Source organism: Corallococcus aberystwythensis, from assembly GCF_003612165.1.
Classification (GTDB): Bacteria; Myxococcota; Myxococcia; order Myxococcales; family Myxococcaceae; genus Corallococcus; species Corallococcus aberystwythensis.
The window spans coordinates 23,457-49,159 of the sequence record NZ_RAWK01000029.1; the positions used below are offsets into that span (position 1 = coordinate 23,457).

17 protein-coding genes and 1 other RNA gene are annotated in these 25,703 nt (G+C 69.6%); 6 read left to right on the forward strand and 12 right to left on the reverse strand.

Annotated elements, in window-relative coordinates; translation table 11 throughout:
- Positions 1 to 43: 43 nt before the first annotated feature.
- Positions 44 to 6,097, forward strand: coding sequence for an alpha-2-macroglobulin family protein (locus D7W81_RS06755; RefSeq protein ID WP_120554500.1), 6,054 nt, complete (start codon positions 44 to 46; stop codon positions 6,095 to 6,097).
- Positions 6,098 to 6,144: 47 nt separating this feature from the next.
- Here D7W81_RS06755 and D7W81_RS06760 read toward each other — a convergent pair whose 3' ends face one another.
- Positions 6,145 to 7,317 (reverse strand): EndoU domain-containing protein, encoded by a 1,173-nt coding sequence (locus D7W81_RS06760; RefSeq protein ID WP_120554501.1) that lies wholly within the window; start codon positions 7,315 to 7,317, stop codon positions 6,145 to 6,147.
- Positions 7,318 to 7,403: 86 nt separating this feature from the next.
- On the opposite strand from D7W81_RS06760, the gene D7W81_RS06765 reads away from it, so the two are divergent.
- Positions 7,404 to 8,228: an SDR family NAD(P)-dependent oxidoreductase gene (locus D7W81_RS06765; RefSeq protein WP_120554502.1), complete on the forward strand. Its 825-nt coding sequence runs from the start codon at positions 7,404 to 7,406 to the stop codon at positions 8,226 to 8,228.
- A gap of 27 nt (positions 8,229 to 8,255) precedes the next feature.
- On the opposite strand, the gene tyrS is transcribed toward D7W81_RS06765, so the two are convergent.
- From tyrS to ssrS, 3 genes are all read right to left on the reverse strand, one after another.
- Entirely contained in the window at positions 8,256 to 9,518 is a 1,263-nt protein-coding gene (gene tyrS, locus D7W81_RS06770) for a tyrosine--tRNA ligase (RefSeq protein WP_120554503.1), read from the reverse strand.
- Between the two features lie 93 nt (positions 9,519 to 9,611).
- Positions 9,612 to 10,244: a 5-formyltetrahydrofolate cyclo-ligase gene (locus D7W81_RS06775; protein WP_120554504.1), complete on the reverse strand. Its 633-nt coding sequence runs from the start codon at positions 10,242 to 10,244 to the stop codon at positions 9,612 to 9,614.
- A 19-nt stretch (positions 10,245 to 10,263) separates the two neighbouring features.
- Positions 10,264 to 10,456, reverse strand: a non-coding RNA gene (ssrS, locus tag D7W81_RS06780) — 6S RNA.
- 159 nt (positions 10,457 to 10,615) lie between these two features.
- On the opposite strand from ssrS, the gene D7W81_RS06785 reads away from it, so the two are divergent.
- The 3 genes from D7W81_RS06785 (at position 10,616) to D7W81_RS42755 (ending at position 12,897) form a co-directional block, all read left to right on the forward strand.
- Positions 10,616 to 11,611, forward strand: a complete 996-nt coding sequence (locus D7W81_RS06785; protein ID WP_147445368.1) for a tetratricopeptide repeat protein — start codon at positions 10,616 to 10,618, stop codon at positions 11,609 to 11,611.
- Positions 11,608 to 12,615, forward strand: a complete 1,008-nt coding sequence (locus tag D7W81_RS06790; protein WP_120554506.1) for a serine/threonine-protein kinase — start codon at positions 11,608 to 11,610, stop codon at positions 12,613 to 12,615. Before D7W81_RS06785 ends, D7W81_RS06790 begins: the two co-directional genes overlap by 4 nt.
- Before the next feature lie 108 nt (positions 12,616 to 12,723).
- Positions 12,724 to 12,897 carry a hypothetical protein gene (locus D7W81_RS42755; protein ID WP_167508037.1) on the forward strand — a complete coding sequence of 58 codons (174 nt, stop codon included), beginning with the start codon at positions 12,724 to 12,726 and terminating at the stop codon, positions 12,895 to 12,897.
- On the opposite strand, the gene D7W81_RS06800 is transcribed toward D7W81_RS42755, so the two are convergent.
- The 7 genes from D7W81_RS06800 to D7W81_RS06830 form a co-directional block, all read right to left on the reverse strand.
- Positions 12,898 to 14,040 carry a cysteine desulfurase family protein gene (locus D7W81_RS06800; protein ID WP_120554508.1) on the reverse strand — a complete coding sequence of 381 codons (1,143 nt, stop codon included), beginning with the start codon at positions 14,038 to 14,040 and terminating at the stop codon, positions 12,898 to 12,900.
- Complete coding sequence (locus D7W81_RS06805; protein WP_120554509.1) at positions 14,037 to 15,158, reverse strand: DHH family phosphoesterase; 1,122 nt, start codon at positions 15,156 to 15,158, stop codon at positions 14,037 to 14,039. Before D7W81_RS06805 ends, D7W81_RS06800 begins: the two co-directional genes overlap by 4 nt.
- A 13-nt stretch (positions 15,159 to 15,171) precedes the next feature.
- Positions 15,172 to 16,005, reverse strand: a complete 834-nt coding sequence (locus tag D7W81_RS06810; protein WP_120554510.1) for a deoxyribonuclease IV — start codon at positions 16,003 to 16,005, stop codon at positions 15,172 to 15,174.
- Between the two features lie 25 nt (positions 16,006 to 16,030).
- Positions 16,031 to 16,870, reverse strand: coding sequence for a Fic family protein (locus D7W81_RS06815; protein WP_120554511.1), 840 nt, complete (start codon positions 16,868 to 16,870; stop codon positions 16,031 to 16,033).
- Positions 16,871 to 16,991: 121 nt separating this feature from the next.
- Positions 16,992 to 18,329, reverse strand: coding sequence for a DUF8689 domain-containing protein (locus D7W81_RS06820; RefSeq protein ID WP_120554512.1), 1,338 nt, complete (start codon positions 18,327 to 18,329; stop codon positions 16,992 to 16,994).
- A gap of 59 nt (positions 18,330 to 18,388) precedes the next feature.
- Positions 18,389 to 19,339, reverse strand: coding sequence for a branched-chain amino acid transaminase (locus D7W81_RS06825; RefSeq protein ID WP_120554513.1), 951 nt, complete (start codon positions 19,337 to 19,339; stop codon positions 18,389 to 18,391).
- 123 nt (positions 19,340 to 19,462) lie between these two features.
- Positions 19,463 to 20,404, reverse strand: coding sequence for an AAA family ATPase (locus tag D7W81_RS06830; protein ID WP_120554514.1), 942 nt, complete (start codon positions 20,402 to 20,404; stop codon positions 19,463 to 19,465).
- Positions 20,405 to 20,594: 190 nt separating this feature from the next.
- On the opposite strand from D7W81_RS06830, the gene D7W81_RS06835 reads away from it, so the two are divergent.
- A complete protein-coding gene (locus D7W81_RS06835) occupies positions 20,595 to 20,822 on the forward strand; it encodes a hypothetical protein (RefSeq protein WP_120526513.1) in 228 nt (75 codons plus the stop codon).
- A gap of 87 nt (positions 20,823 to 20,909) precedes the next feature.
- Here D7W81_RS06835 and D7W81_RS06840 read toward each other — a convergent pair whose 3' ends face one another.
- On the reverse strand, positions 20,910 to 25,496 hold the full coding sequence (locus D7W81_RS06840) for a response regulator (protein WP_120554517.1): 4,587 nt from the start codon (positions 25,494 to 25,496) through the stop codon (positions 20,910 to 20,912).
- Positions 25,497 to 25,703 lie beyond the last annotated feature (207 nt).

Consider the following 25,703-nt stretch of genomic DNA (forward strand, 5'->3'; position numbering starts at 1 on the left):
AGGGAACGCCAGGGACGCGGGCGGCGTCTAGAGTGCCGCCCCTATGCCTTCTCCTCCGCGCCCGCGCCCCTTCGCCGTCGTGTCGTGCCTGCTGTGCCTCCTGTTGTCCTCCGTGTCCGTGGCGGCCCCCGAGAAGGCGCCCCCGACGTGGAAGGCCATCGACGCGCTCGTCGACGACGACAAGGTGGAGTCCGCCGCGCAGGAGGCCGAGGCCCGGCTCGCGGCGGCGAAGGCCCGGGGTGACGCGGACGAGTGGACGCGGGCGTTGATCCGCACCGTGCAGCTGCGCACGCGGCTGCATGGCTACGAGACGACGGTCCGCTTCCTGCGCGAGCAGCCCTGGCCGGAGGGGCTGCGCCCACAGGCCACGCTCCACCTGTTCCAGGCGGCGGTGATCGCCCGGTACATGCAGGCGTACAGCTATGAGATTGGCCAGCGCGAACAGGTGGTGTCCTCCGGGACGGTGGACCTGAAGGCGTGGACGAAGGATCAGCTGTCGGCGGAGGTCCAGCGCGAGTACGCGGCCGTCTGGGAGCTGCGCCAGAAGTTCGGCACCGAGCCCGTGAAGGTGCTGTCCGAGTACGTCACCCCCAACACGTATCCGGAGGGCATCCGCTCCACCGTCCGGGACGCGGTGACGTACCTGTGGGTGGCGTCGCTGGAGGACACGGACCTGTGGCGCCCGGAGCAGGAGCAGGGCGTGTACCGGCTGGACCTGGGCACGCTGCTGGAGGGCACGCCGAAGGTGGAGCTGAAGGACCCGTCCGCGCATCCGCTGACGAAGGTGGCGGCGGTGCTGGGGGACCTGGAGGCGTGGCATCTGGCGGCGGGCCGGCGTGAGGCGGCGCTGGAGGCGCGGCTGCGGCGCTACGAAGTGCTGGCGGGGGCGTTCGCGGACGTGGCGGATCTTCGGCGCATCCGGGAGCACCTGGCCGCGCACCTGAAGGGCTTCCGGGACGTGCCGTGGTGGTCCATGGGGCAGCATCAGCTCGCGAAGCTGGAGCAGCACGCAGGCCGCGCGGTGACGGCGCGCACACTGGCGAAGGAGGGCGCGGAGGCGTGGCCGAAGTCGGTGGGGGGCAAGCAGTGCGCCGGGCTGGTGGCGAGCCTGGAGGCGCCGGAGCTGTACGCCTCGGTGATGCAGGTGGACGGGCCGGGCAAGCGGTCCATCTCGGTGCAGCACCGCAACGTGGGCATGGTGTACTTCCGCGCGTTCGCGCTGGACGTGGAAGCGCGGCTCGCGAAGCCCGATGTGGACCTGTCGCTGTACGCCTCGAACAACGAGGCGCTGCGCATGGTGGCGTCCCGCAAGCCCGACGCTGCCTGGAGCGCGGCGCTGGCGCCCACCCCCGACTTCCAGCGGCACCAGACCTTCGTGACCCCGCCTGCGCTCAAGCCGGGCACGTACGTCATCGTCCTGTCCACGCGCGAGGACTTCGCGAAGAAGGACAGCCGGATGCTCTCCCTGTCGATGTCCGTGTCGCCCTGGGCGGTGACGGTGCACAAGGCCAACCCGAACCAGGCGGAGCTTCGCGTGGTGGACGGGGCCACGGGGGCGGGCGCTCCGGACGTGGAGGTGCGGCTGGTGACGCCCGACTACCGCACCCGCAAGTTCGGCGTCGTCAGCCGACGTACGGACGCGAACGGCGACCTGGTGCTGGAGGGCACGGAGGCCAACCGCTACGAGAACATGCTGGTGGTGGTGGGCCGGGGGAAGGGCGCGATGGTGTTTCCGGGCTCGGTGTACCTGTCGCCCCTTTACGACTCGACCCCGCAGGCGCAGGCGCTCATCTACACGGATCGCGCCGTCTACCGCCCCCAGCAGAAGCTGCTGTGGAAGGTGGTGACCTACCGCCCGGAGGAGATGTCCAAGCGGTACCGCGTCCTCCCGGAATCGCCGGTGACGGTGACGCTCGTCGACCCCAACGGCCAGGAGGTGGCGAAGCGTGAAGTGCGCACCAACACGTTCGGCTCGGTGGCCGGGGAGTTCGACATCCCCTCGGGGCGGCCCCTGGGACAGTGGGCCGTGCGGACCAGCCCCAACGGCTATGCGGGCGTGCGCGTGGAGGAGTACAAGCGGCCCACGTTCGAGGTCACGCTGAAGGACGCGCCCGAGGCGCTGCGGCTCAACCGGCGCGCCACGTTCAAGGGAGAGGCGCGCTACTACTTCGGCCTGCCGGTGACTCGCGGCGCGGTGAAGTGGCGCGTGTCGCGCGAGCCGGTGCTGCCTCGCTGGTGGTTCTGGGAGCGCATCCCGGCCACCACGGAGCTGGTGGCCTCCGGTTCCGCCACTGTCGGCGAGGACGGCGGCTTCACGGTGGCCTTCACTCCGGAGGCGGACGAGCGGCTGGCGAAGGCTCAGGGCATGTCGTGGCGCTACCGCGTGGAGGCGGACCTGACGGACGAGGGCGGCGAGACGCGCTCCGCGAGCCGTGCCTTCCGCCTGGGCTTCGTGTCGGTGGAAGGCCGCGTGGAGTCCGACGTGGGCTTCGTGCGTGAGGACTTCCCGTCGGAGGTGCGGCTCATCCGCTCGAACCTGGATGGCGCGCCGCAGGCCGGACCGGGCCGCTGGCGGCTCATCGCCCTGAAGGCTCCGTCCCGCCCGTTGATGCCGTCGGAGGTCCCAGTCGAAAAGCCCCGGCCCCTGGACGCGGCAGCGCAGGAGCGCAAGGAGGTGTCCCCCACGCCGGGTGACGCGCTCAAGCCTCGCTGGGAATCGGCCTTCGACGTGGATCAGACGCTGCAGCGCTGGGACGACGGCGCGGAGGTGGCGCAGGCGGCGGTGACGCATGGCGCGGACGGTGTCGCCGCCGTGAAGCTGCCGGCGTTGCGCGCGGGGGCGTACCGCCTGCGCTACGAGACGACGGATGCGTTCGGCCAGAAGGCCACCGCGCAGCGGGACTTCCTGGTGGCGGGAGTCAGGGCTCCGGCGGGGTTGCCGGCGGTGCTGGAGGTGGAGCGCGCGTCCGTGCCCGTGGGCGAGGTGGCGCGGTTGCTGGTGGCCTCCGGCTTCGAGGGACAGCCGCTGGTGATGGACGTGTACCAGGGACGCAAGCGCGTCGAGCACCGCAAGGTGACGGCGGGGCAGGGGCGCGCGGTGGTGGAGATTCCGGTGACGGAGTCGCTGCGCGGCGGCTTCACGGTGGTGCTCTCGCTGGTGCACGACTGGCAGGCGATGAGCTTCCAGCAGACGGTGTCCGTGCCCTTCGACGACAAGGAGCTCAGCCTGGAGTTCGCCACGTTCCGCGACACGCTGCGGCCCGGCGCGAAGGAGACCTTCCGCGTGACGGTGAAGGGGCCGAAGGGCGCGAAGCTGGAGGCGGGTGCCGCGGAGCTGCTCGCGTACATGTACGATCAGTCGTTGAACGTCTTCGGGCCGCACACGCCGCCGCAGGTGGCGCAGCTGTACCCGCAGCAGTCGGTGTACGTGGACGTCCAGTCCTCGGGGAACTCCTTCAGCGCGGACTGGCTCTTCGACCAGCTGGTCCCGGACCACCCTTCCGCGCCGGAGCCTGACGACGACGCGTTGAAGTTCGGAGATGGCTACGGGCTGGGCGGTCCGGGCTACCGGAACTCCTACGGAGGGCACCGCATGCGCGCCATGGCCGCGAAGCCCGGGGCCGTGCAGCGGGAATCGCGAGACGAGGCGAACGCGGCGCCTCCGCCCCCGCCGCCCGCTCCTCCCTCCGCCTCCGGTGAGAGGAAACGCCCGCTGGAACAGAAGCGGCGCGAGATCATCCAGATCATCAAGGGCTCCTCCGGCGGCGCCGAGGCACCCGAGGAGCCGCTGCGCACGAACTTCGCGGAGACGGCGTTCTGGATTCCGCAGCTGCTCACCGGACCGGACGGCGCGGCGGTGCTGGAGTTCACGGTGCCGGACTCGGTGACGGCGTGGGACGTCTGGGTGCACGCGCTCACGCGCGACCTGCGCGGTGGTTCCACGCAGCGCGCCACCCGCAGCGTGAAGGAGCTGATGGTGCGCCCCTACCTGCCGCGCTTCCTGCGCGAGGGGGACCGCGCGGAGCTGGAGGTCGTGGTGAACAACGCGGGCTCGCAGACGCAGCAGGGCCAGCTCACGTTCGACATCGTGGACCCGGACACGCAGAAGAGCCTGGCCGCGGACTTCGGAGTGAAGACGGCCACGCAGGCCTTCACGGTGGCGGCCGGGAAGGGCACGCACCTGCGCTTCCCCATCACCACGCCCGCGCGCGTGGGACCGGTGGCCTTCCGCGTCGTCGCCAAGACAGGCGCCTTCAGCGACGGTGAGCTGCGGCCCGTGCCGGTGCTGCCCGGCCGCATGCACCTGTCCCAGTCGCGCTTCGTGACGCTGCGCGACCAGGACCGCAAGACGCTGACGTTCGACGACCTGAAGCGCTCGGACGACCCCACCCGCGTGAACGAGCAGCTCGTGGTCACGGTGGACGCGCAGCTGTTCTACTCCGTGCTCCAGGCGCTGCCGTACCTGGTGGACTACCCCTATGAGTGCACGGAGCAAACGCTCAACCGCTTCGTGTCCACCGGCATCGTCTCCAGCCTCTACGGCAAGTATCCGGCGGTGGCGAAGGTGGCGAAGGACCTGAGCCAGCGGAGCACGCGCTTCGAGACCTTCGACGGCGTGGACCCCAACCGGAAGATGTCGCTGGAGGAGACGCCCTGGCTCAACGAGGCGAAGGGCGGGACCGGCAACGACGACGCGCTCCTGCGCGTGCTGGATCCGAAGGTGGCCCAGGCCCAGCGCGTGTCGTCGCAGGAGAAGCTGCGCAAGTCACAGAACGCGGACGGTGGCTTCCCCTGGTGGCCGGGCGGCCCGTCGTCGCCGTACATGACGCTCTACATCCTGCACGGCCTGTCACGCGCCATGGAGCACGGGGTGGACGTGCCGCCCGCCATGACGGAGCCGGCGTGGGGCTACCTCACCACGCACTTCCGGAGCGACTACGCGAACCGGCTGATGAAGAAGGACCTGGGCTGGGAGTTCCTCACGTTCCTCAACTTCGTGGCGTCGGCGTATCCGGACGCGCGCTACACGGGCGAGGCGCTCACGGCGGCCGAGCGGCAGCGGATGCTCGACTTCTCCTTCAAGCACTGGAAGCAGCACTCGCCGTACCTCAAGGGCTACCTGGCGCTCACGCTGCACCGCTCGAAGCGCACGAAGGACGCCCAGAAGGTCTGGGACAGCGTGATGGACTCCGCGAAGACGACGGAGGACCAGGGCACGTTCTGGGCCGCGGAGGACCGGAGCTGGCTCTGGTACAACGACAGCACGGAGACCCACGCCTTCGCGCTGCGCGCGCTGTCGGAGCTGCGCCCGAAGGACCCCCGCCGCGCGGGCCTGGTGCAGTGGCTGCTCCTGGACAAGAAGCTGGGCCACTGGAAGTCCACGCGCGCCACGGCGGAGGCGCTCTACGCGCTGGTGAACTACCTGGAGGCGGAAGGGGCGCTGGCCGTGCGCGAGGAAATCAAGGTCACGGTGGGCCCGAAGGTGGTCCCCATGAGCTTCTCGCCGGACGTGTACACGGGGAAGAAGAACCAGGTGGTGCTCAGCGGGCCGGAGGTGAAGCCGGACACGGCGACCACGGTGGTGGAGAAGAAGACGCCGGGCTTCGCCTTCGCCTCCGCGACGTGGCACTTCTCCACGGAGGAGCTGCCGAAGGAGGAGCGCGGTGACTTCTTCCAGGTGTCGCGCCGCTACTTCGTGCGGATCCGCGAAGGCACCCAGACGCTGCTGCGCCCGCTGTCGGACGGCGCGAGGCTGCACCCTGGCGACGAGGTGGAGGTCCAGCTGTCGCTGCGCCTGAAGCACGCGGCGGAGTACGTGCACCTGCGCGACCCGCGCGCCGCGGGCCTGGAGCCGGAGAACGCGCAGTCCCGCCACAAGTGGGACCTGGGCATCGTCTGGTACGAGGAGACGCGCGACTCGGGCACGAACTTCTTCTTCGAACAGCTGCCGGTCGGCGAGTACACGTTCAAGTACCGGCTGCGCGCGAACCTCGCGGGCACCTTCCGCGTGGGCCCGGCGACGGTGCAGTCCATGTACGCGCCGGAGTTCACCGCGTACTCCACGGGCACGGTGCTCACCGTGGACAAGGCGCCGTAGCCCGTCAGCGGGGCAGGGGGCCCGCGTCCTTCACGGGCGCGGGTCCGCTACTCCGCGCAGGTGGCGGCTTCGTCGGTGGGGTGCAGCGTGGCGATGCCGTAGGTGCCGTTGCGCGTGCCGCACCAGATGCGCCAGTTGCCGCCACCCACGTCCGGCGCCGAGTACACGCCGCCTTCCTTCTTGGCCCCGCCGCGCGCGCAGCAACGCGCGAACGCGCGGGTTCCAATGGCCGTGAGAGAGATCGCGTCCTGCGACGTGGAGAAGCCGCCCGTCCGCTTCACGCCGCAGGACCAGGGGGACAGGCCCTTGAAGCGGATGAGGTACTGCTCTCCCCGCACCGCTTCCTCGCCCTTGGCGGGGCCCTGGTAGCAGACCTTTCCTTCCGCCTCGAGCTGCGCGTAGCGGGGCAGGAAGTGGAGGCCGCCAATCGGGCCGCGCTGCCAGTCATCCCCGCAGAAGACGTGCGTGAACGCGTTGCGCGGACCGGTGCTCACCCACAGGCTGGTGAGCCATTCGATGTTCGCCTGGCGCGAACCCGGACGGCCCGCCGCGGACAGGGCCCGCTGGATCCGCGCGTCGTCGTAGTGCTTCGCGAAGAAGCGCTGGACGTCACCGGCGCTCACGCTCGCGTCGGGACGCGCGGGGCACAGGTCCAGCACCTCGCGGTCCAACGCGGACAGCGCCGGGGCCTTGGCGAAGAGGGGCGGTTGATCACAGGTGCTCGCGCAAGCCGCTGCGTCGCCTGGAGCCGGCGGCGCGGCACGGCTCGCCGGCGCACGGACCGCCACGGCGCCTTCTTCCACGTCGTCCGGCTCCGCTGCGGGAGCGCCCGCACCGGCCCCGCTTCCCACCGGCCTCGCGTCCGCGAGCGACACGCCACCGCCCCGGGAGGCCTGCTGCTGACGCGTGTTCTCACGGTCCGCGCGCACGAGCGCGTCCGTGCCTGGCGCCTTCTCGATGGCATCCGTGGGCGTGCCATCGCAGAGCACCCAGCCCTCGGCCTTGGGGCCCTGGAGCTTGCACCACGCGCGGTCGGGCCCGCCCTTCTTCACGAGCGGATAGGACACGCCCGGCTGCACGGCGAAGACGACCGTGGAGGACTCGGGCTGCTCCACCGCGTCCACGGACTCTTCGGTGACGAAGACGCCGCTCCCCGCGAGGGCAACGGGAGACAAGGAGAGGGCCAGGAAGAAGCCGGCGAGCGACCCGGAAAGGCGCATGGTGCGCCGGACTCTAACAGGGGTGCCCGAAGCCCGCTGTTCCCCGGTTGCGCCCGGCGCCGCACCGCGAAATAAGAGCGCTCGATATGAAACCGATGAATTTCCGAGGCCGCTGGGTGCTCATTACCGGCGCGTCGTCCGGCCTGGGGCTGGAGATGGCCCGCCTGCTCGCCAGGGAACACGGCGCCCACATCATCGCCGTCGCCCGCCGCGAGGACCGGCTCCACGCGCTCAAGGCGGAGCTGGAGGCCGCGCACGGCGTGCAGGTGCTGCCCCTGTCCGCGGACCTCAGCAAGGCCGGCGAGGCCGTGCGCGTTTTCGAGACCGCCACGGCGGGCCGCACCGTCGACGGCGTCATCCTCAACGCCGGCGTCACCTACTTCGGCCACGCGCTGGAACAGCCGCCCGAGTCCTTCGACGCGATGCTGGCCACCAACATCACCAGCGTGGTGCGCATGTCCCAGCTCTTCGGCGCGCACTTCGCGAAGCGGGGCGGGGGAGGAGCGCTGATGCTCGTCGCGAGCACCGCGGGCTTCGCGCCGCTGCCGTACCAGACGGCCTACGCGGCGACGAAGTCGTTCGTCATCAGCTACGGGCGTGGACTCGCCTTCGAGCTGCGCAAGGCGGGCGTGTCCGTCACCGTCTTCGCGCCCGGCGGCATCGCCACGGAGATGCTGTCGGTGTCCGGACTGGACCGGAAGTTCAAGGCGGGCGACGTGGGCATCATGTCCGCGGAGGCCTGCGCGCGCACCGCCGTGGAGGCGTTCGTGCACCGCCGCGAGCTCTCCGTGCCCGGCGTCCTCAACCGCTTCCTCTCCACGATGATGAAGCTCTTGCCCCACGGCTTCATGATGGGGCGCTCGGCCGCGCTGTACGAAGGCGCGCTGCCGAAGGAGCCGCCCGCGCCGTGACCCCAGCGCGGGCGGTGCACCCGGGCCTCAGGCCAGCTTCACCCGCGCCGCCTTCAGCCTGCCCACCTGCACGGTGTACTCGCCGGCCCCCAGCTCCGCCTTGGGGTCGGTGACCTTCTCACCGTTCACGCGGACGCCGCCCTGGGTCATCAGCTTGCGCGCCTCCGTGGCGGAGGCCACGAGCTTCGTCTCCGGCAGCAGCTTCGTCACCAGCAGCTTCTCCGCGCCCGCGAGCGACACCTCCACCTGGGGCAGCTCCTCCGCGGTCAGCTCCTTCTTGGCGAAGCGCTTCTCGAAGTCCTCCGCGGCCTTGCGCCCGGCCTCCGCACCCTGGAAGCGCGAGGCCATCTCCTGCGCGAAGGCGACCTTCGCGACCTTGGGGTGCGCCGCGCCGGACTTCGTCTGCTCCTCCAGCTCCAGCACCTGCTTGAGCGGCATGGAGGAGAGGAGCTTGTAGTACCGCCACATCAGGTCGTCGGTGATGCTCATCAACTTGCCGAAGATGCTGTCCGCCGGCTCGTCGATGCCCACGTAGTTGTCCAGGCTCTTGGACATCTTGTCGCCCGTGATGACGCCGTCCACGAGCTTCGCGTCCAGCCCCTCCAGGATGGGCCCCGTCATGATGACCTGCGGCTCCAGGCCCGCGTCCTTCATCAGCTGACGGCCCACGCCCAGGTTGAAGAGCTGATCCGTCGCGCCCAGCTCCACGTCCGCCTTCAGCGCCACGGAGTCATGGCCCTGCAAGAGCGGGTAGAGGAACTCGTGCAGGGAGATGGAGCGGTTCTCCCGGTAGCGGGTCTTGAAGTCGTCGCGCTCCAGCATGCGCTGCACGGAGTAGCGCGAGGCCAGGCGGATCATCCCCTCGGTGCCCAGCGCGTCGAGCCACTCCGAGTTGAACTTCACCACCGTCTTGTCCGGGTCCAGGACCTTGAAGACCTGCTGCTTGTACGTCTCCGAGTTGACCTTCACCTCGTCGCGGGTGAGGGCCGGCCGGGTCGCGTTCTTGCCGGTGGGGTCGCCAATGAGGGCGGTGAAGTCACCGATGAGGAACACCACCGTGTGGCCGAACTCCTGGAAGCGCCGCATGCGCGTGAGCAGCAGCGAGTGGCCCAGGTGCAGGTCGGGACGGCTGGGGTCGAAGCCCGCCTTGATGACCAGCGGCTTGCCCTTGTCATACGAGCGCTGGAGCTTCTTCTTGAGGTCCTCCGGCACCTGCAAATCCACGGTGCCGCGAGTGACTTCTTCGTACTGCTCTTCGGGGGTCGCCTTGCGCAGTGCGTCCGGGTTCATGGCGCCGCGGACAGTACCCAAAAAAGACGACGGGCAGGGCAGGACTTCTCAAGTCCGCCCCACCCGTGAAGGTCCAGTCGTCAGCCTGACGACTCAGGTGTCCAGGAAGTCGAAGCTGCGGCACAGGCCGCGCAGCGTCTGGCTCTCCGTGACGATCTGGTCCATGTCCACGTCGTCGTTCGTCGTGGGCAGCGCCTGGACGATCTGGTCGTTGAAGGCCAGACCCACCCGGCGGCTGCGCGAGCTGGCCGCCTTGAGGGTGGCGTCGTAGTAGCCACCGCCACGTCCCAGCCGCTTGCCGTCCGGGCTGAAGCCCAGACCGGGCACCACGAACAGGTCGATCTGATCCACGGCAATCAGGTCCGAGGAGTTCGTGGGCTCGCGGACGCCCAGGCGTCCCGGCTCCAGCTCACTCTCTGACTTGATGGCCCGGAAGGCCAGGATGCGCCCGTGCACATGGGACAGCGGGTAGCAGACGATCTTCTCGTCCTGCAGCGCCGCGATGAGGATGTCCCGCGTGGGCACTTCACCCCGGATGGGGGCGTAGAGCGCCACCGTCCGTGCCTTCTGATAATAGGGGGATGCCAGGAATCGAGACTGGACCTTGAGGCCTCGCTCGTCGATGAGGTCATTGGTCATCGCCTTGCGGCGCGCCGTGAGCTCCTCACGAAGCGTTACCTTCTTCTCCGCCGCCGCCGCCACCGTATCCGCCGCCGTCTCGCTCACCGCCGCCGCTCCAAAGAAAGAGTCCCCCGCCGAGCCGTGTGTCCAGCGTCCATTGAACCCTTAGAAGCCAGGTGGGGACCGAAATCATGTCACCGCAGGCTTCCCTCATCCCCGGTGAAGGGGGAGGGCTTGCACATGGCGACCGAAACGGACCCCGGAATGGACGTATCGGTTCGAATTTCTGCTGGGCATCACGCACCCCGCAGGGAACAGACCTTTTACTGCTCAAATCCCGCTACAAGTCCTTAGAATCACTGGGAAAATCCCAGGGCGTTCTGGGAAAATGATAAGGATGGAGAAGCGTGCGGTCAAGCCGTCCTCGCGCGTTTACAAGCCGCCCCGTGGACTTCTATGATGCCCGGGTCCCCGACATGTCGCTCCCGACCCCAACATTGGCTCTCGCGGCGGTAGCCTGCCTCGCCTCCGGATTCGCCTGGGCGGGTCCGCAGCTGAACAGTACCTACCAGGGAGATGCCTTCGGCCCCATCGAGTTGCGCTCGGACGGGGAACATCTGACTGGCACGGCGCCGGCCGGAGGACCCTGCCAGCGCCCGGTCGCCGAGCAGATCCTCAATGGTGACTTCCAGGGCAACGTCTTCCTGGGGGAGATCACGCTCTGTCAGACGGGGGACACCTGCACCCCGTCCCGGAGCTTCCCGGTGATGCTCGTCTACAACGTGGAGGAGCGGGCGCTGGGCGGCGTGGTGAAGCTGGAGCCCGGGTGCGAGTCTCCGGCGCTGGGCAAGAACGGGATGCTCGTGCTGCGGGCGCCGGAGCAGGGGGCGGTGCTGACGCCCGTGTCGGCGCATGCCCCCGAGCAGCGTCAGGCGCAGGCTCCGGCGCAGGTTCCGCCGTCCGGTGGGGCCGCGCAGGTGGCGCAGCAGCGCCGGGTGGAGCCGGTGGACGTGGCGGCCACGTTGAAGCTGGGGCAGGCGGCCCTGCTGGCGCAGAACCCCATCACGGCCTCGCAACACTTCCAGCTGGTGCTGTCCCAGGAGAAGGAGAAGAACAACGCCTGGGCGCTGACGGGCATGGGCGTGGCGCACTTCCTGCGCAAGCAGCAGCCGGAGGCGCTCAAGTACCTGGAGCAGGCGCGCAGCGTGGGCAGTGGCGCGGCCCGGGCGGAGGCCTTCTTCTGGACGGCGTGCGTGAAGCGGGCGGCGCAGGAGTCGCGGCTCGCGCAGGAGGCGCTGCGGCGCGCGCTGGCGGAAGGCTGGTCCCCGCCGGAGGGCAACGTGCTGGTGGAGCGCGAGCTCCAGCAGTTCTCCAATGACGGGACGTTGTACGAGGCGCAGTTGAAGCAGGCCCGCGGCCGCAAGCGGGTCCAGGGTCGTGAGCCGCAAGGAGCTGGAAGCGCCAGCCCGTGAACGCGCCGACCCCCGTGTCGAAGCCCGTCCGGGTCTTCGGCAACTACGAAATCCTGTCGTTGCTGGGCAAGGGCGGCATGGCCGAGGTGTACCGCGCGCGCGTGCGCTCCGGTCCGTACGAGGGCTGGACGGTGGCGCTCAAGCGGCTGCTCCCCGCGCTCACCCGCGACCCGGCGTCGGTGGACCTCTTCCGCCGTGAGGCGCAGCTGTCGCGCCAGCTGGACCATCCGAACATCGTGAAGGTGTTGGACGCCGGGATGCTGGACGACGTGTCCTTCCTGGTGATGGACCTGGTGGACGGGCGCGACCTGGGCCACATCCTGCGCCGGTGCAAGGCGCGCGGGATTCCGCTCCCCCTCGACTTCGCGGTGTACCTGGCCAAGGTGCTGCTGGAGGCGCTCGCGTACGCGCACACCGCCACCGGCCCGGACGGAACGCCGCTGGGCATCGTCCACTGCGACGTGTCCCCCTCCAACCTGTTCATCTCGCGGGTGGGGGAGATCAAGCTGGGCGACTTCGGCGTGTCGCGCGTGCTGGTGGACGGGAAGCTCCAGGGCGGCGAGGTGCTGGGCAAGCCGTACTACCTGTCCCCGGAGTCACTGCAGGGCGCCGTCACCCCGGAGGCGGACCTGTGGGCCGCGAGCGTGGTGCTCTACGAGCTGCTCACGCTGGGCCGGCCCTTCGTGGGCACGACGCCAGAAGAGGTCTTCGCGGGCATCCTGTCGCGCAAGTACCGGCTCTTGAGCTCCGTGCGTCCGGACATCCCGCAGGCGCTGGACGCGGTGCTGGCGCGCGCGTTCGCGGAGAACCCCGAGGACCGCTTCCCGTCCGCGGAGGAGTACGCGAAGGCCCTGTCACCGCACTTCGACGAGAACGTGGGCACGCCCCTGGCCATCGCGGCGGTGGTGCGTGGCCTGTTCGGCACCACGGACGAGATGCCCGCGTACCGCAGCCCGCCGCCCAGCAACGGCCCTTCCGACGGCTCCCCCGACGGCAACGGGTAGGCGGGCGGGCAGGGCCCTGGCGCGTGGCCTCCCGGACGGTGGAGCCCGCTGCGGCGCCTGCCCCGGATGATGACCTTTCCTCCCGCGAACATGCACCGGGAGGAATCCATGGCGACCGAGCGAAAGCAGCAGCAGCCCGAACAGGACCCGCCCACCCGCGAGACGCGGCACGGCGAAGAGCGGCGTCCGCCCAAGGCCGATGAGGCCAAGGAGGGGATGCCCGGCTACGGGCAGCCCGACCCGGAGGTCCGCGAGAAGAACCTGCCCGAGCAGAAGTGGTGATCAGCCCAGCGCGCGCACGAGGGGGACGTGGGTGCGGAGCGCTTCCACCACGCGCTCCACCTCCGCGCGCGTGGTGGAGGGGCCCAGGCTGAAGCGCAGGCTGCCGCGCGCCTCGGCGGGAGTCAGGCCCATGGCGCGCAGCACGTGGGACGGTGAGAGCGTCCCGGACGCGCAGGCCGCTCCCGACGAGACGCGGATGTCCTCCAGGTCCAGCGCCATCAGCAGCGCCTCGCCCTCCACGCCGTCGAAGCGCAGGTTGCTGGTGTTGGGCACGCGGGGCGCGAGGGCTCCGTTCACCGTCACCCCGGGCAGATGCTGGAGCACCTGCTGTTCGAAGGTGTCTCGAAGGGCCGCCACCCTCGCGGCGGTTTCGGATTGATCTGCGGAGGCCAGCTCCAGGGCCAGCGCCAGGGCCTCGGCGTAGGGCACGTTCTGCGTGCCTCCGCGCCGGCCTCCTTCCTGGTGCCCGGGCGTCAGCGCCCGCACGTCCACGCCCTTGCGCACCACGAGCACGCCCACGCCCTGGGGGCCGCCGAACTTGTGCGCGGAGAGGGAGAGGAGGTCCGCGTCCACTTCGCGCAAGGTGAGCGGCACCTTGCCCGCGGCCTGCACGGCGTCCGTGTGGAAGAGGATGCCGCGCTGACGGCATGCGCGCGCGGTCTCCGCCACCGGCTGAAGCACGCCCGTCTCGTTGTTGGCCCACATCAGCGAACACAGCGCGGTGTCCGGCGTGAGCGCCTCCAGCACGGACTCCAGCGGCACGCGGCCGTCGGAAGCGGGGGACAGCCGCACCACCTGGGCGCCGTCCTTCTCCAGCTGCGTGAGCGCCCCCAGCGCCGCCGGGTGCTCCACCGTGGTGGACACGACGCGGCGGCGCTCCTTCACCGGCCGGGCCGCGTACGCCCCCATCAGCGCGAGCGCATCCGCTTCGCTGCCTGACGCGGTGAAGGTGATCTCCTTCGGCTCACAGCCCAGGACGCGCGCCACCTTCGCTCGCGCCGCGTCCAGCCGGGCCCGGGCCTCGCGCCCTCCGCCGTGCACGCTGGACGCGTTGCCGAAGCCGCCCTCCGTGAAGGCCCGCGCGAGCAGCGCGCCCACCTCCGCGCGCACCGGCGCGGCGGCGTTGTGGTCCCAGTAGATCACGTGTCCTGCGCGGACAGCAGCGACTTGGGCCGCTCATCGGCGACGCCGAAGGCCTCGATGAAGCGCGACACCACCTCGCGCTTGAGCGCCTTGCGCTTGTTCGCGCTGCCGGACAGGGGCAGCCGCGCGCCCGCCATGCTGCCGTGGCCGCCGGACGAGCCGCCCAGGTCCTCGCACAGCTCGCGGATGAGGCGGCCCGCGTTCATGCGCCGGTCCTTCACGCGCAGGCTCAGGAAGAGCTGGTTGCGGAACGTCCCGTAGGCCAGGGACCACTTCATCCCCTCGAGGTACATCATCCGCTCGGCGACCTCCGCCACCATGTCCGGGGAGTAGACCTCCTCCAGGTCGGTGATGATGGCGGTGCCGTAGACCTTCGCCTTCTCGATGGACGTGTGGAACAGCTGGAAGAAGCGCGCGGGCAGCTCCGGGTGTTCAATCTGTCCCAGCAGCTGCTTGTCGCAGCGGGGGAACAGCCACAGGTAGCTGTCCACGTCCGTCTGGGTCGTCTCACGGCCCAGGTCCCGCGTGTCCGCCTTGATGCCGTAGAAGAGCGCGGTGGCGATGTCCACGGACGGCTCCAGCCGGGCGGCCCGCAGGTACTCCACCAGCATCGTGGAGGTGGCGCCGAAGTCTCCGCCCACGTCCGCGAAGGGGGCCAGCAGGCTCTCCTCGCGCAGCGGGTGGTGGTCCACCACCAGGTCCGCGCGGTAGCGCGCCGGCAGCGAGTGGTTGCGCACCGGCGGCTGTGTGTCCACCAGACCGAAGAGGTCGTACTGGCTGAAGTCGATCTGCGACACGTGCGACACCGGCAGCCGCAGCACGCGCACGAAGGCGACGTTCTCCGCCCGGCCGATGATGCCGCCGTAGCCCACGTGGGCCTCGATGCCGGCCTTGTGCTCCAGGAGGTGGGCGAGCGACACCGCCGCCGCCATGGAGTCGGGGTCCGGGTTGTCGTGCGTCAGGATGAGCGCCCGGCGGTGGCCCTTGGCCACCTGGAGCAAGCGGCCCAGCTTGTCGGCGGCGGGCAGCTTCGCCAACCGCGCTGGCGGAGGCTCCGTGAGCTCGCTCCCGGCGGGAAGCTGGGTGCGGCGGCTTTGGAGGGTCGGGGTCACAGGCATGGGGACTCTTCTTTTACTTCCTCCGGCACAGGGATTCGAGAAGTCGGATGTTCTCCCCGTAACGTTCCGGAAAGGGTGTTTCCAGCACCCCAATGGTGTCGACGAACCGTTCATCCTTCATGAGGCAGCGGAAGGCCGTCAGTCCGATTGCCCCCTTGCCCGGTTCCTCATGCCGGTCCACCCGGCAACCCAGATCTTTCTTGCAATCGTTGAGGTGGAAGGCACGGACCCGGTGCAGGCCCACGCGCCGGTCGCATTCCTCCATCACCGCCGCGTAGCCCTTCGCCGTCCGCAGGTCGTACCCCGCCGCGAACAGGTGGCACGTGTCCAGGCAGACCGCCAAGCGCGCTTCGTCCGCGACGCGGGAGAGCAGCTCCTCCAGGTGTTCGAAGCGCCAGCCCAGCGCGTTGCCCTGGCCCGCGGTCACCTCCAGGCAGACGCGGGCCTGGAAGCCGGGGCAGCGGCGGTGCACTTCGTCCAGCCCCTCGGCGATGAGCTGGAGGCCGCGCGCCACGTCCGGGTGCGAGCCGGGGTGGAGGATGAGCAACGGGATGCCCAGGCGCTCACAGCGGGTGAGCTCCTCGGTGACGCACGCGAGCGACTTCTCGCGGGCCTCCGGCGCCTCACCGGCCAGGTTCACCAGGTAGCTGCCGTGGGCGATGACGGGCAGGCCCGTGCGGCGGGCCTCGGCGCGGAAGGCTTCGGCCTCCGTGTCCGTCAGCGCGGGGGCGCTCCAGCCCCGCGCGTTCTTCGTGAAGATCTGCAGGGCGCGGGCGCCGTGCGCTTCGGCTCGCTGGAAGGCCTGGCTCACGCCGCCAGCGATGGATTCATGAGCCCCGATGCGCACGGCTTCGACGTCGTCTCTCTCGTGACTACTCGACGGTCTTGTACTTGCGGCCCAGGTCGCGGAAGTACTTCACGCCGTTGTCGAGCGAGTTCTCCATCGCGTCCATCAGCACCGTGCGGAACGTGGCCACGGGCGCGCGGAAGGACTCGTAGTAGCGCTGCCGGTCGATGGAGTGGATGACCGCGGGCATGTAGTTGTTGCGCAGCAGGATGAGGTTGCTGCACATGCGCCCCACCTTCCCGCTGTGCTCGGTGAAGGGGAAGATCTGCAGGAACTCGTGCTGCACCACCGCCGCCTGCTTGATGGGGTGGAACTCGCGGAACTCCGCGCTGGCGGTGTGGTCCACGAGCTTCTCCAGCCGGGCCTGGATCTTCGCGGGCTGGGTGATGTCGTGGAAGTAGGTGCGGTGCAGGGGCATGTCCTTGCGCAGCCCCGCGCGGTCGCGCTCCTTGGCCAGCTCCTTCTCCGTGCGCTCGCGGCGCTCCATGCGCGCACGCTCCGCCAGCGCTTCCGGCGTGTTGCCCAGGAAGAGGTCGTGCATGCGCTTGATGGTGGTGAGCGTGAGCGCGGACTGCTTCTTCGCGCCCGCGGCCTCCTCGCGGATGAAGTCCGCCACCGCCTTGTGGTTGCGGATCTCCAGCACCACCGGGATCATGGAGGCTTCCGCCGCGGTGCGCGCGGGGAAGAGCGCGGCCATCAGCTCCTGGTGCGTGTACACGACGCCTTCGAGCGCTGCGTCGTGGTAGATCCACGACATCTCGAAGCGGTCGAGGTACTCACGTGCTGGCTGCTTGCCCTTGTAGATTTCAAGGTACTCGCGCAGCTGCTCGTTCTTCTCGTCGATGTCCTGGTAGCGTTCCTTCACGGACTGCGGCTCCTTCTCGCTCCGGCCCGCCCCGGGCGCTGATTCTCTAGAGGCTGCGCCGGGAGGTACAACGGCACGCGGAGTCTAGAAATTCCGCGCGGTTGGAACAAATAAAACCTGACTAGAGATTCACCAGGAACACTTCGCACGCCTGGTCGAGCAGGTCTTTTGAAAGGGCTGGCGGGATTTGCCGGTATCGGGCCGCGTCCCGGATGAGTGACACGAGGTCCCGGGGGTGGCAGGAGCGCATCTCCATGCTCCGGGGCTTGTAGTAGTGCTCCACCAGGTAGGTGATGGCCTGGTCCACGTAGGGGATGCCCGCCGCCTCGCACACCCGGCGGAAGATCTCCCGGTAGGACTCCTCGTCCGGATTGCCCACTTCAATCTTGTACTTGATGCGCCGCAGGAAGGCCTCGTCCACCAGCTCCTTGGGGTCCAGGTTGGTGGAGAAGACCAGGAGCTGATCGAACGGAATCTCGAACTTCTTGCCGGTGTGCAGGGTGAGGAAGTCCACCCGCTTCTCCAGCGGGACGATCCACCGGTTGAGCAGGTCCGTGGGGTGGACCTTCTGGCGGCCGAAGTCGTCGATGAGGAGCATGCCGCCGTTGGCCTTCACCTGGAACGGCGCCTCGTAGAAGCGGGTGCTCTCCGAGTAGATGAGGTCCAGCGTCTCCAGCGTCAGCTCGCCGCCCACCACCACGGCGGGGCGCCGGCAGAGCGACCAGCGCTTGTCCATTTCGAAGGTCTGCCGGCGGCCGTTGCCGTCGCGGCCCATCTCCAGCGGTACGGCCGTGTGGATGATGCTGTCGAAGACCTTGATGATCTGGTTGTCGATTTCCAGGCAGTGGGGGACGAACACCTCCCCGCCGAACATGTGCGAGATGGCCTCCGCCAGGCTCGTCTTGCCGTTGCCCGGGGGCCCGTAGAGGAACAGGGAGCGGCCGGAGTTCACCGCCGGGCCCAGCTTGTCCATCAACTCCGCGGAGACGGTGAGGTGGCCCAGGGCGGCGACCAGGTCCTCCTGGCCCACGACGGGCGTCTCCTCCGTCTGGCTGCTGATGAGGGCGTTGTACTGCTCGATGGGGACGGGGGCCGGGCCCACGTAGGTGGAGCGGGAGAGGGCGTCGCGGGCGTACTCGCGGCCCTTCTCCGTGAGGGCGAACTCCACGGACGCGCGGCCAAAGCCCTTGCCGCCGCGCAGGTCCACGAGCTTCTCCGCGGCGAGGAAGTCCACCACGTGCTCGACGACGCCGGACCAGGGCAGGCACATGCTCTCCGCGATGGCCATGCCCGTGCCGGTGCCGGCGTAGTACAGGAACTTGAGGCCCAGGTCCGCGAGCAGACCCATCCTCAGGCCCGTGTCCTCCAGCGACTTCGGCTCCGCGGGAGCGATGTCGAGGACGGAGGGGTTCTCCAGCTTGAACGGATTGTCTTCGTACGCGTAGCCGGCGGGAGGCATCGGGTACGGGTTCTACCCGATTCCCCCGTCCGCCGGGACTTCACGTCCAACGACTGTCCTCAAACGTAGGTCAGCCAGTCCGCATAGCGGGCTTCCTGGCCCCGCACGACGCGGAAGTACATGTCCTGGACGAACCGGCTGATGGGGCCGGGCTTGCCGTCGCCCACCTGGCGGTTGTCCACCTCGCGCACGGGGGTGATCTCCGCGGCCGTGCCGGTGAAGAAGACCTCGTTGCAGATGTAGAGGGCGTCACGGGTGACGGTGACCTCCTCGATGGTGGTGTGGCCGGCGTCGCGCAACAGCTTGAGCACCGTGTCGCGGGTGATGCCGTCCAGGACGGGGGACGAGAGGGGCGGCGTCTTGATGACGCCCTTCTTGTTCACCATGAAGATGTTCTCGCCGGAGGCCTCCGCGACGAAGCCGCTGACGTCCAGGAGGATGGCCTCGTCATAGCCGGCGAGCACCGCCTCGCGCTTGGCGAGGATGGAGTTGACGTACTGGCCGGTGATCTTCCCGCGCACCATGTTCACGTTCACGTGGTTGCGCGTGAAGGAGCTGACCTTGGCGCGGATGCCCTCCTTCATGCCCTTGTCGCCCAGGTACGAGCCCCAGTCCCAGGCGGTGATGCCCACGCGGGTGGGGTTCACCGCGCCCAGGCCCATGGCGCCATCGCCCATGAAGGCGACCGGGCGCAGGTAGGCGCCGTTGGCGAACTGCGCCTTCTGCTTGCGCAACAGCTCCAGCGTGGCCTCCACCAGCTCGTCTTCGCTGTAGGGCATCTGCAGCATGATGATGTGCGCGGAGTCGAGCAGGCGGCGGATGTGCTCGCGCAGCCGGAAGACGGCGAGCCGGCCATCGTGGGTCTTGTAGGCGCGGATGCCCTCGAAGACGCCCAGGCCATAGTGGAGGGCGTGCGTCATCACGTGCACGTTGCCCTCGTCCCATTTCATCAGCTTCCCATCGAGCCAGATGTGTTCGGCGCGCAGCACGGTGGATGAGGTCGAGCTCATCGGGAAGTACCTCTCGGGCAAGGGGTGGGACGGCCTGGGACTTGTACCCAGGGCCACTGCACACGCAAAGCGTGAAACGCCAACGAATGGCGTTCCGTGGCCCTTCCCGCGCGCCGCCCTGCGTCAGGCCTGGGCGATGGTGGGCAGGTTGGCGCGGGCCTTCTCGATGTCGCCCTCGTATTTGAGGACGAGGTTGAGCGTGGCCGCGACGACGTCCGCGCTGAGTGCTTCGGCGTTGAGCAGCGCCAGGCTCTGCGCCCAGTCGAGCGTCTCGCTGATGGACGGGGCCTTCTTCAAGTCGAGCGCGCGGATGGCGGCCACGGCCTCCACGACCTGCTCGGCCAGCACCTGGGGGACCTCCGGCAGGCGTGAGCGGACGATTCGCAGCTCGCGCTCCCGGTCCGGGAAGTCGATGTGCAGGTGGAGGCAGCGGCGCTTGAGCGCGTCGGACAGCTCGCGGGCGTTGTTGCTGGTGAGGATGACGCGGGGGATGTGCTTCGCCCGGATGGTGCCCAGCTCCGGCACCGTGACAGCGTTGTCAGAGAGGACCTCCAGCAGGAAGGCCTCGAACTCCGGATCCGCCTTGTCGATTTCGTCCACCAGCAGCAGGGATGGCGTGTCCGACAGCTGGGCCTGGAGGATGGGGCGGGGCAGGAGGAAGCGCTCGGAGAAGAACACCGCGTCACCGGACGCGAGCCGGTCCGCGGCCTCCGCCAGCGTGGACGTGCCCTGGGTCAGCTCGCCAATCTTGTCCTTGAGCAGCTGGGTGTAGAGCAGCTGCTTGGCGTACTCCCACTCGTAGAGGGCCTTGGCCTCGTCCAGTCCCTCGTAGCACTGGAGGCGGATGAAGCCGCGGTCCAGCGCCTGCGCCAGGGCCTTGGCCAGCTCCGTCTTGCCCACCCCCGCCGGGCCCTCCACCAGGATGGGCTTGCCCATCCGGTCCGCCAGGAACACCGCCGTGGCGATTTCGGGCGACGACAGGTAGCCCACCGCCTCCAGGCGACGCGCCGCGTCCTCCACGCTGGTGAACGAGCGAATCTCCGGAGTCAGTTGAGGGGGGCTCACAGCCGTCAACTTAACCGACGGTTTCCCGCCGACTGCGGCAAAAATGCCAGGGTTGTGGGGGCGCCGTCCGCACTCTTGAGGGCCGTGGGAGCTGTAACCCTGCGGAATCAGGGTGCGTAATTATTTTCGCACCGTGGGCACGTACCGTGCATCGAAGCGTGCGTATCTCAGGACGACGAGGTCGCGGGTCATGTGGGCGTGGCTGAAGCTGGCGATGGCGGTGCTGGTGGTGGTGATGCCGGGGGGCTTTCCCCTCGTGCTGGCGTACATCGCGACGCGGACATTGCTGGAGCGCTGGCGGCAGGCGCAGGCGCAGGCCCGCGAAGAGGGCCGTCCGGTGTCGGTGGTGCGGGACGTGGTGGGCGCGCTGCACTTCCGGGACCTCATCCGTGAGGCGCGGGCGGCCACGGCGCTGTAACCGGCAGCAGCCGTCTTGAGATGGACGAAGGGCCCGGCACTCCCAGGAGTGCGCGGGCCCTTGTCGTTTCCGGTGCAGCGGGGAGGGCTACTTGTCGAGCTCGTCGACGAGCGCCGTCCAGTCGTCCTCGCCGCCTTCGGGGGCGGTGGGCAGCTGCATCACCATGGTGCGCTCCGGGGCCTCGTCGTCCACGGGGACGGGAGTGGGGGCGGCCTTCTTCGCGGCGGGCTTGGCGCCGGCCTTCGCCGGGGGCTTCGCGGCGGCCGGGATGACCGGGTTCGCCTGGACCGTGGCGGCCAGGTGCTCGTCCTCGGTGGCCTTGGCGCCCTTCGCGGCGGGCGCGGCGGCGGCCGGGGCCTTGGTCTTGTAGCGGGCCAGCTCCAGCTCCGCGACCTTGAGCGCCTTGCTCTTCTCCTGGACGGAGGTCTGGAGGCGGGCGACCTCCTGGGCCTTGATGGCTTCGCGGCGCTCGAGCTCCGCCTTCTGCTTGGCGTTGAGGTCCTCCAGCTCCTTGGCCTGACGGGCCTCCAGGTCCTTGCGGTCCTTCTGCGCCGTGGCGAGCTTCGCGGCCGCTTCGTTGGCCTTGGTCTCCGCCGCGGCGACGCGGGCGTTGAGGTCCTTCTCCGCGCGGGCGCGGGTGCTCTGGGCGTTCTCCAGCGCCAGCTCCAGGTCCTGGGCCTTCTTGGTGCGGGCCTGCAGCTGGGCCTGGGCGTCCTTGAGCTTCGTCTCCGTGTCGGCCGCGAACTTCTGGGCCTCCTGGGAGAGCTGCGCGATGCGCTGATCCGCCTTGGCGAGCTTCGCGGCGAGGTCGTCGGCCTGCTTCTTCGCCTCGGCGGCGGCGGCCTGCGCCTGCTGGGCCTGCGCTTGCGCCTGGGCCTGGGCCTGCTGGAGCTGCCCGGCCAGTCCGTCGCGCTCGCTGGTGAGCTTCTTCGCCTGCTGCGAGGCCTGCTGCAGCTGCGCGTCGCGATCCGCGATGCCCTTGCGCGCGCCGTCCAGCTCGCCGGAGACGTTGCCCAGCTGCTGGTGGAGCGCGTCCGCCTGCTTCTTCGCCTCGGCGGCCTGGGCCTCCAGCTGGCCTTCCAGCTGCTTGACCTGGTCCGTGCGGGTGGCGACCTCGCGGTTGAGCACCTCCGCCTGACGCATCTTCTCCTGCGTCACGTGCGTGAGCTTGCGGAGCGTGTCCGACAGCTCCTTGCCCTTGGTGTCGACCTCGTTCTGGAGGAGCTCCTCACGGCGCTGCGACTCGTGGGTGAGCGTCTGGAGGCGGTCCTCCAGGTCGTGCCGCGCGTCCTCCGTCTGCGCGAGCTTGGAGGACAGCTGCGTGACTTCCGACACGCGGGTGCCCAGCTCGTGCTTGGTGACGATGAGCTGTTCGGCCAGGTCCTCGCCGTTGGCCTGGGCCTCGGTGAGCTGGCGCGTGAGCTCCGCCTGCATGCTGGCGGCGGTCTGGCGGGACTGCGCGTGGGCCTGCTCTTCGCGGGCCAGGACGTCCTGCGTGCTGGCCAGCTGGCCCTGCGTGTCGGCCAGTTGCTGCGACGTGGCGTTCAGCTCGGCGAACAGGTTGTCGCGCTCGCCGGTGAGGGCGTTGATGCGCGCGGTGGTCTCCTCCGCGAGCGACGCGTGGGCGGTGCGCTCCGCGTCGTAGAGCCCCTGCGTCTCGGACAGGTCCGCGCGCAGCTGGCCAATCTGGCCGGTGAGGTCCTGCTCCAGCGCGTCCTTCGTCTGGTGGAGGGCCTGCAGTTCGGCGATGCGCGCGTCGCGCTCTTCGGTGGTGCGGGCCAGGAGGCCGTTGGTCTCCTGGAGGATGTCGCGCGTCTCGTTGAGCTCCGCGTCCAGCTCATCACGGTGCGAGGTCACCTTCGCCAGGTCGCCACGCGTCGTCTCCAGGGTCTCCTGGGTCTGCGTGAGCGTCTGGCTGGTGGCCTCCAGCTCACCGCGCGTCTCCGCGAGGGTGCCTTCGGTGCTGGACAGCGTCGCCTGCGTGTCGGCGAGCGTGCCTTCCGTGCGCGCCAGCGTGCCCTGCGTGTCCGCGAGGGTGGCCTCGGTGCGCGCCAGGGTCGTGCTGGTGACTTCCAGCTCGCTCAAGGTGGACGCGAGCGTGCCTTCCGTCTGCGCGAGCTTGGACTGGGTCTCCGTCAGCGTCTGGCTGGTGGCCTCCAGCTCGCCGCGCGTCTCCGCGAGCGTGCCTTCGGTGCTGGAGAGCGTGGCCTGCGTGTCGGAGAGGGTCTGGCTCGTGGCCTCCAGCTCACCGCGCGTGGTGGAGAGCGTCTCCTCCGTCTGCGCGAGCCGGGACTGGGTGTCCGCGAGGGTCTGGCTCGTCGCCTCCAGCTCGCCGCGCGTCTCCGCCAGCGTGCCTTCGGTGCTGGCGAGGGTGCCCTGCGTGTCGGCGAGCGTGGTCTCCGTGCGCGCCAGCGTGTCCTGCGTCTGCGCGAGGGTGGCCTCGGTGGTGGCCAGCGTCTGGCTGGTGGCCTCCAGCTCGCCGCGCGTGGTGGAGAGCGTCTCCTCCGTCCGGGCGAGCGTCGTCTGCGTCTCGGAGAGCTGCTGGCTGGTGGCCTCCAGCTCGCCGCGCGTCTCCGCGAGCGTGCCCTCGGTGTTGGAGAGCGTGTTCTGCGTCTCGGAGAGCTGCTGGCTGGTGGCCTCCAGCTCGCCGCGCGTCTCCGCGAGGGTGGCTTCCGTGCTGGAGAGCGTGCCCTGCGTCTCGGTGAGCTGCTGGCTCGTGGCCTCCAGGTTGCCGGTCAGCTCGGAGATGCGCGCGTCGCGGTCGGAGACGTCGGTCTGCAGGCCCTCGATGGTGGTGTCGCGCTGGGCGACGGTGTCCTCGAGCGAGGCCACGCGCGCGGAGAGCTGTTCGCCCTGACGCTGGGCCGCGTCCAGCTGCTCGGTGAGCGCCTGGATCTGTCCGTTGAGGTCCGCCTCCAGGGCGTCCTTCGCGGCGCGCAGGTCCTCCAGCTGGCTGGTGAGGTCCTGCTCCAGCGCGTCCTTGGCCTGCTGGAGCGCCTGGATCTCGCCGTTCAGCTCGTTCTCGCGGTCCTCCAGGTGCGTCTTGACGGCCTCGACTTCGCCTTCCAGCTCACCGATGCGCTCGCGGTGCTGCTGGATGGTGGCGTTGAGCTCCGCCTCGCTGTTCTCGTTGCGGGCGATGGTCTCCTGCAGCTCGCGGTCGAGCGAGGAGATCTTCCCGTCCCGCTCCTCCACGCGCTGCGTGAGGTCCGCCTCCAGGGCGTCCTTGTCCAGCCGCAGCTGGTCCCGCTCGCCGGTGACGCGCGCGATGTCGGACTCCAGGTCCGCCACCTGCTGCGTGAGGCGCTGCTCCAGGGCGGCGCGCTCGGCGTTGAGGCGTTCAATCTCCGCGTCCGAACGGCTGGCGTGCTCCTCCGCGGTGGTGGCCCGGGCCTCCAGGCCGCGCACGGTGGCGTCGCGCTCCTGCTCGGTCTGGGTCAGCCGCTCCTGGAGGGCCTGCAGCTCACCGTCGAGCTCCGCGTAGCGCTGGTCGCGCTCGCTGACGGTGCGGGACAGCTCGGACTCGAACTGGTCACCGCGCTCGCGCAGCTGGAGGATGTCCGCCTCGTTGGTGCGGACGGTGTCCTGGAGCTTCTGCTCCTTGACCTCGAACTCCAGCGTGACGACGCCGAGGTGCTTCTCCAGCTTGTCGTATTCGTTGCGCCAGTTCTCCAGGTCCGTGCCGCGCCGGGCCAGCTCCTCGTCGCGGAGGTTGACCTCCTTGCGCAGGACGTTGATGTCCTTCTCCTTGGAGGCGACGACCTCGATGAGGTCCTTCTCCGAGGAGAACTTCTGGAGGAGCAGGTCGTCGACGGTGGCGCCGTGCTCGCGCTCCTTCTGGACGATGGACTGCTGCGCGTCGTTGAAGCGCCGCAGCAGGTCGTCCACCTGCATCTTCAGGCCCTGCAGCTCCACGTCCTTCTCGTGGAGGCGGTCCTCGACGGAGAGCAGCTCGCGCTCGCGGACGCTCCAGATCTCCGACAGTCGCGCCAGCTGGGCTTCGCGCGTCTTCAGCTCGTCCCGGAGGATTTGAATCTTGCCCTCGGGCGTGCCCATCAGCTCGCGGCGCGGGGGCGGGCGCTTGAGCTGGCGCGACTCCGCCAGCAGCTCCGCCTTGCGGTCCGCGATGGACGTGAAGGCCCGGTCCATGAAGGCCTTGTCCTCGTCCGTCATCGCGCTGCGGCGCTCTCGCTTGGGCAGCTTCGGCGGGGCGCCCGTGCGCACGCCGGGCATGGGCGGCGGGGCTTCACGCGGTGCGCCGGAGAGCGCGGCGTCCAGGTCCGCGTCCGTCTCGTCGGAGCCGGGCGGCACGATGCCCGCGCTCATGGAGGCCAGCTCGCCCATCTCGAACGGGATGACGAGGTAGCCGTCCGCGGCGGCCGGCGTCTCACGGTGTTTGTTCAGACCCTCCACCCCGGAATCGGAGGAGAGCAGCAGGACCTTCAGGTTCTGGCCCCACTTGCCCTTTTTAATCTGCCCACAGAGGGCGAATCCGGACTGGTCCGGCAGCTCCGCGCGCACGACCACGAGGTCGGGTCGGCGCTTCTCCAGCTCCCGCTGCGCGTCTGACGCAGTGGTGGCCATGGCCGTGTTGTAGCCCGCGCTCTTGAGCACGGAGGCCATGCTGAGTGCGAAGTCGTTCTGGCTTTCGACGATGAGGACGCGACGCTCCATGAAGCCCTTCACCCAGCAAAAAGTGCAGTGAAAACCGCCACATCCTATCGGGCGGGCGCAAGGCTTGGGAAGTTTCCGAGCAGTGCTCGGTCGGCTGCCTCACGAGTTCTTGCCGCGAACCGCTCCCTGTCCGACAGGGGGGACCGACCCGGGGGACGCGTCCGCGTCCGGATCCCGCCCAGGGAAGTTGGTGGGCGGGATCCGGAC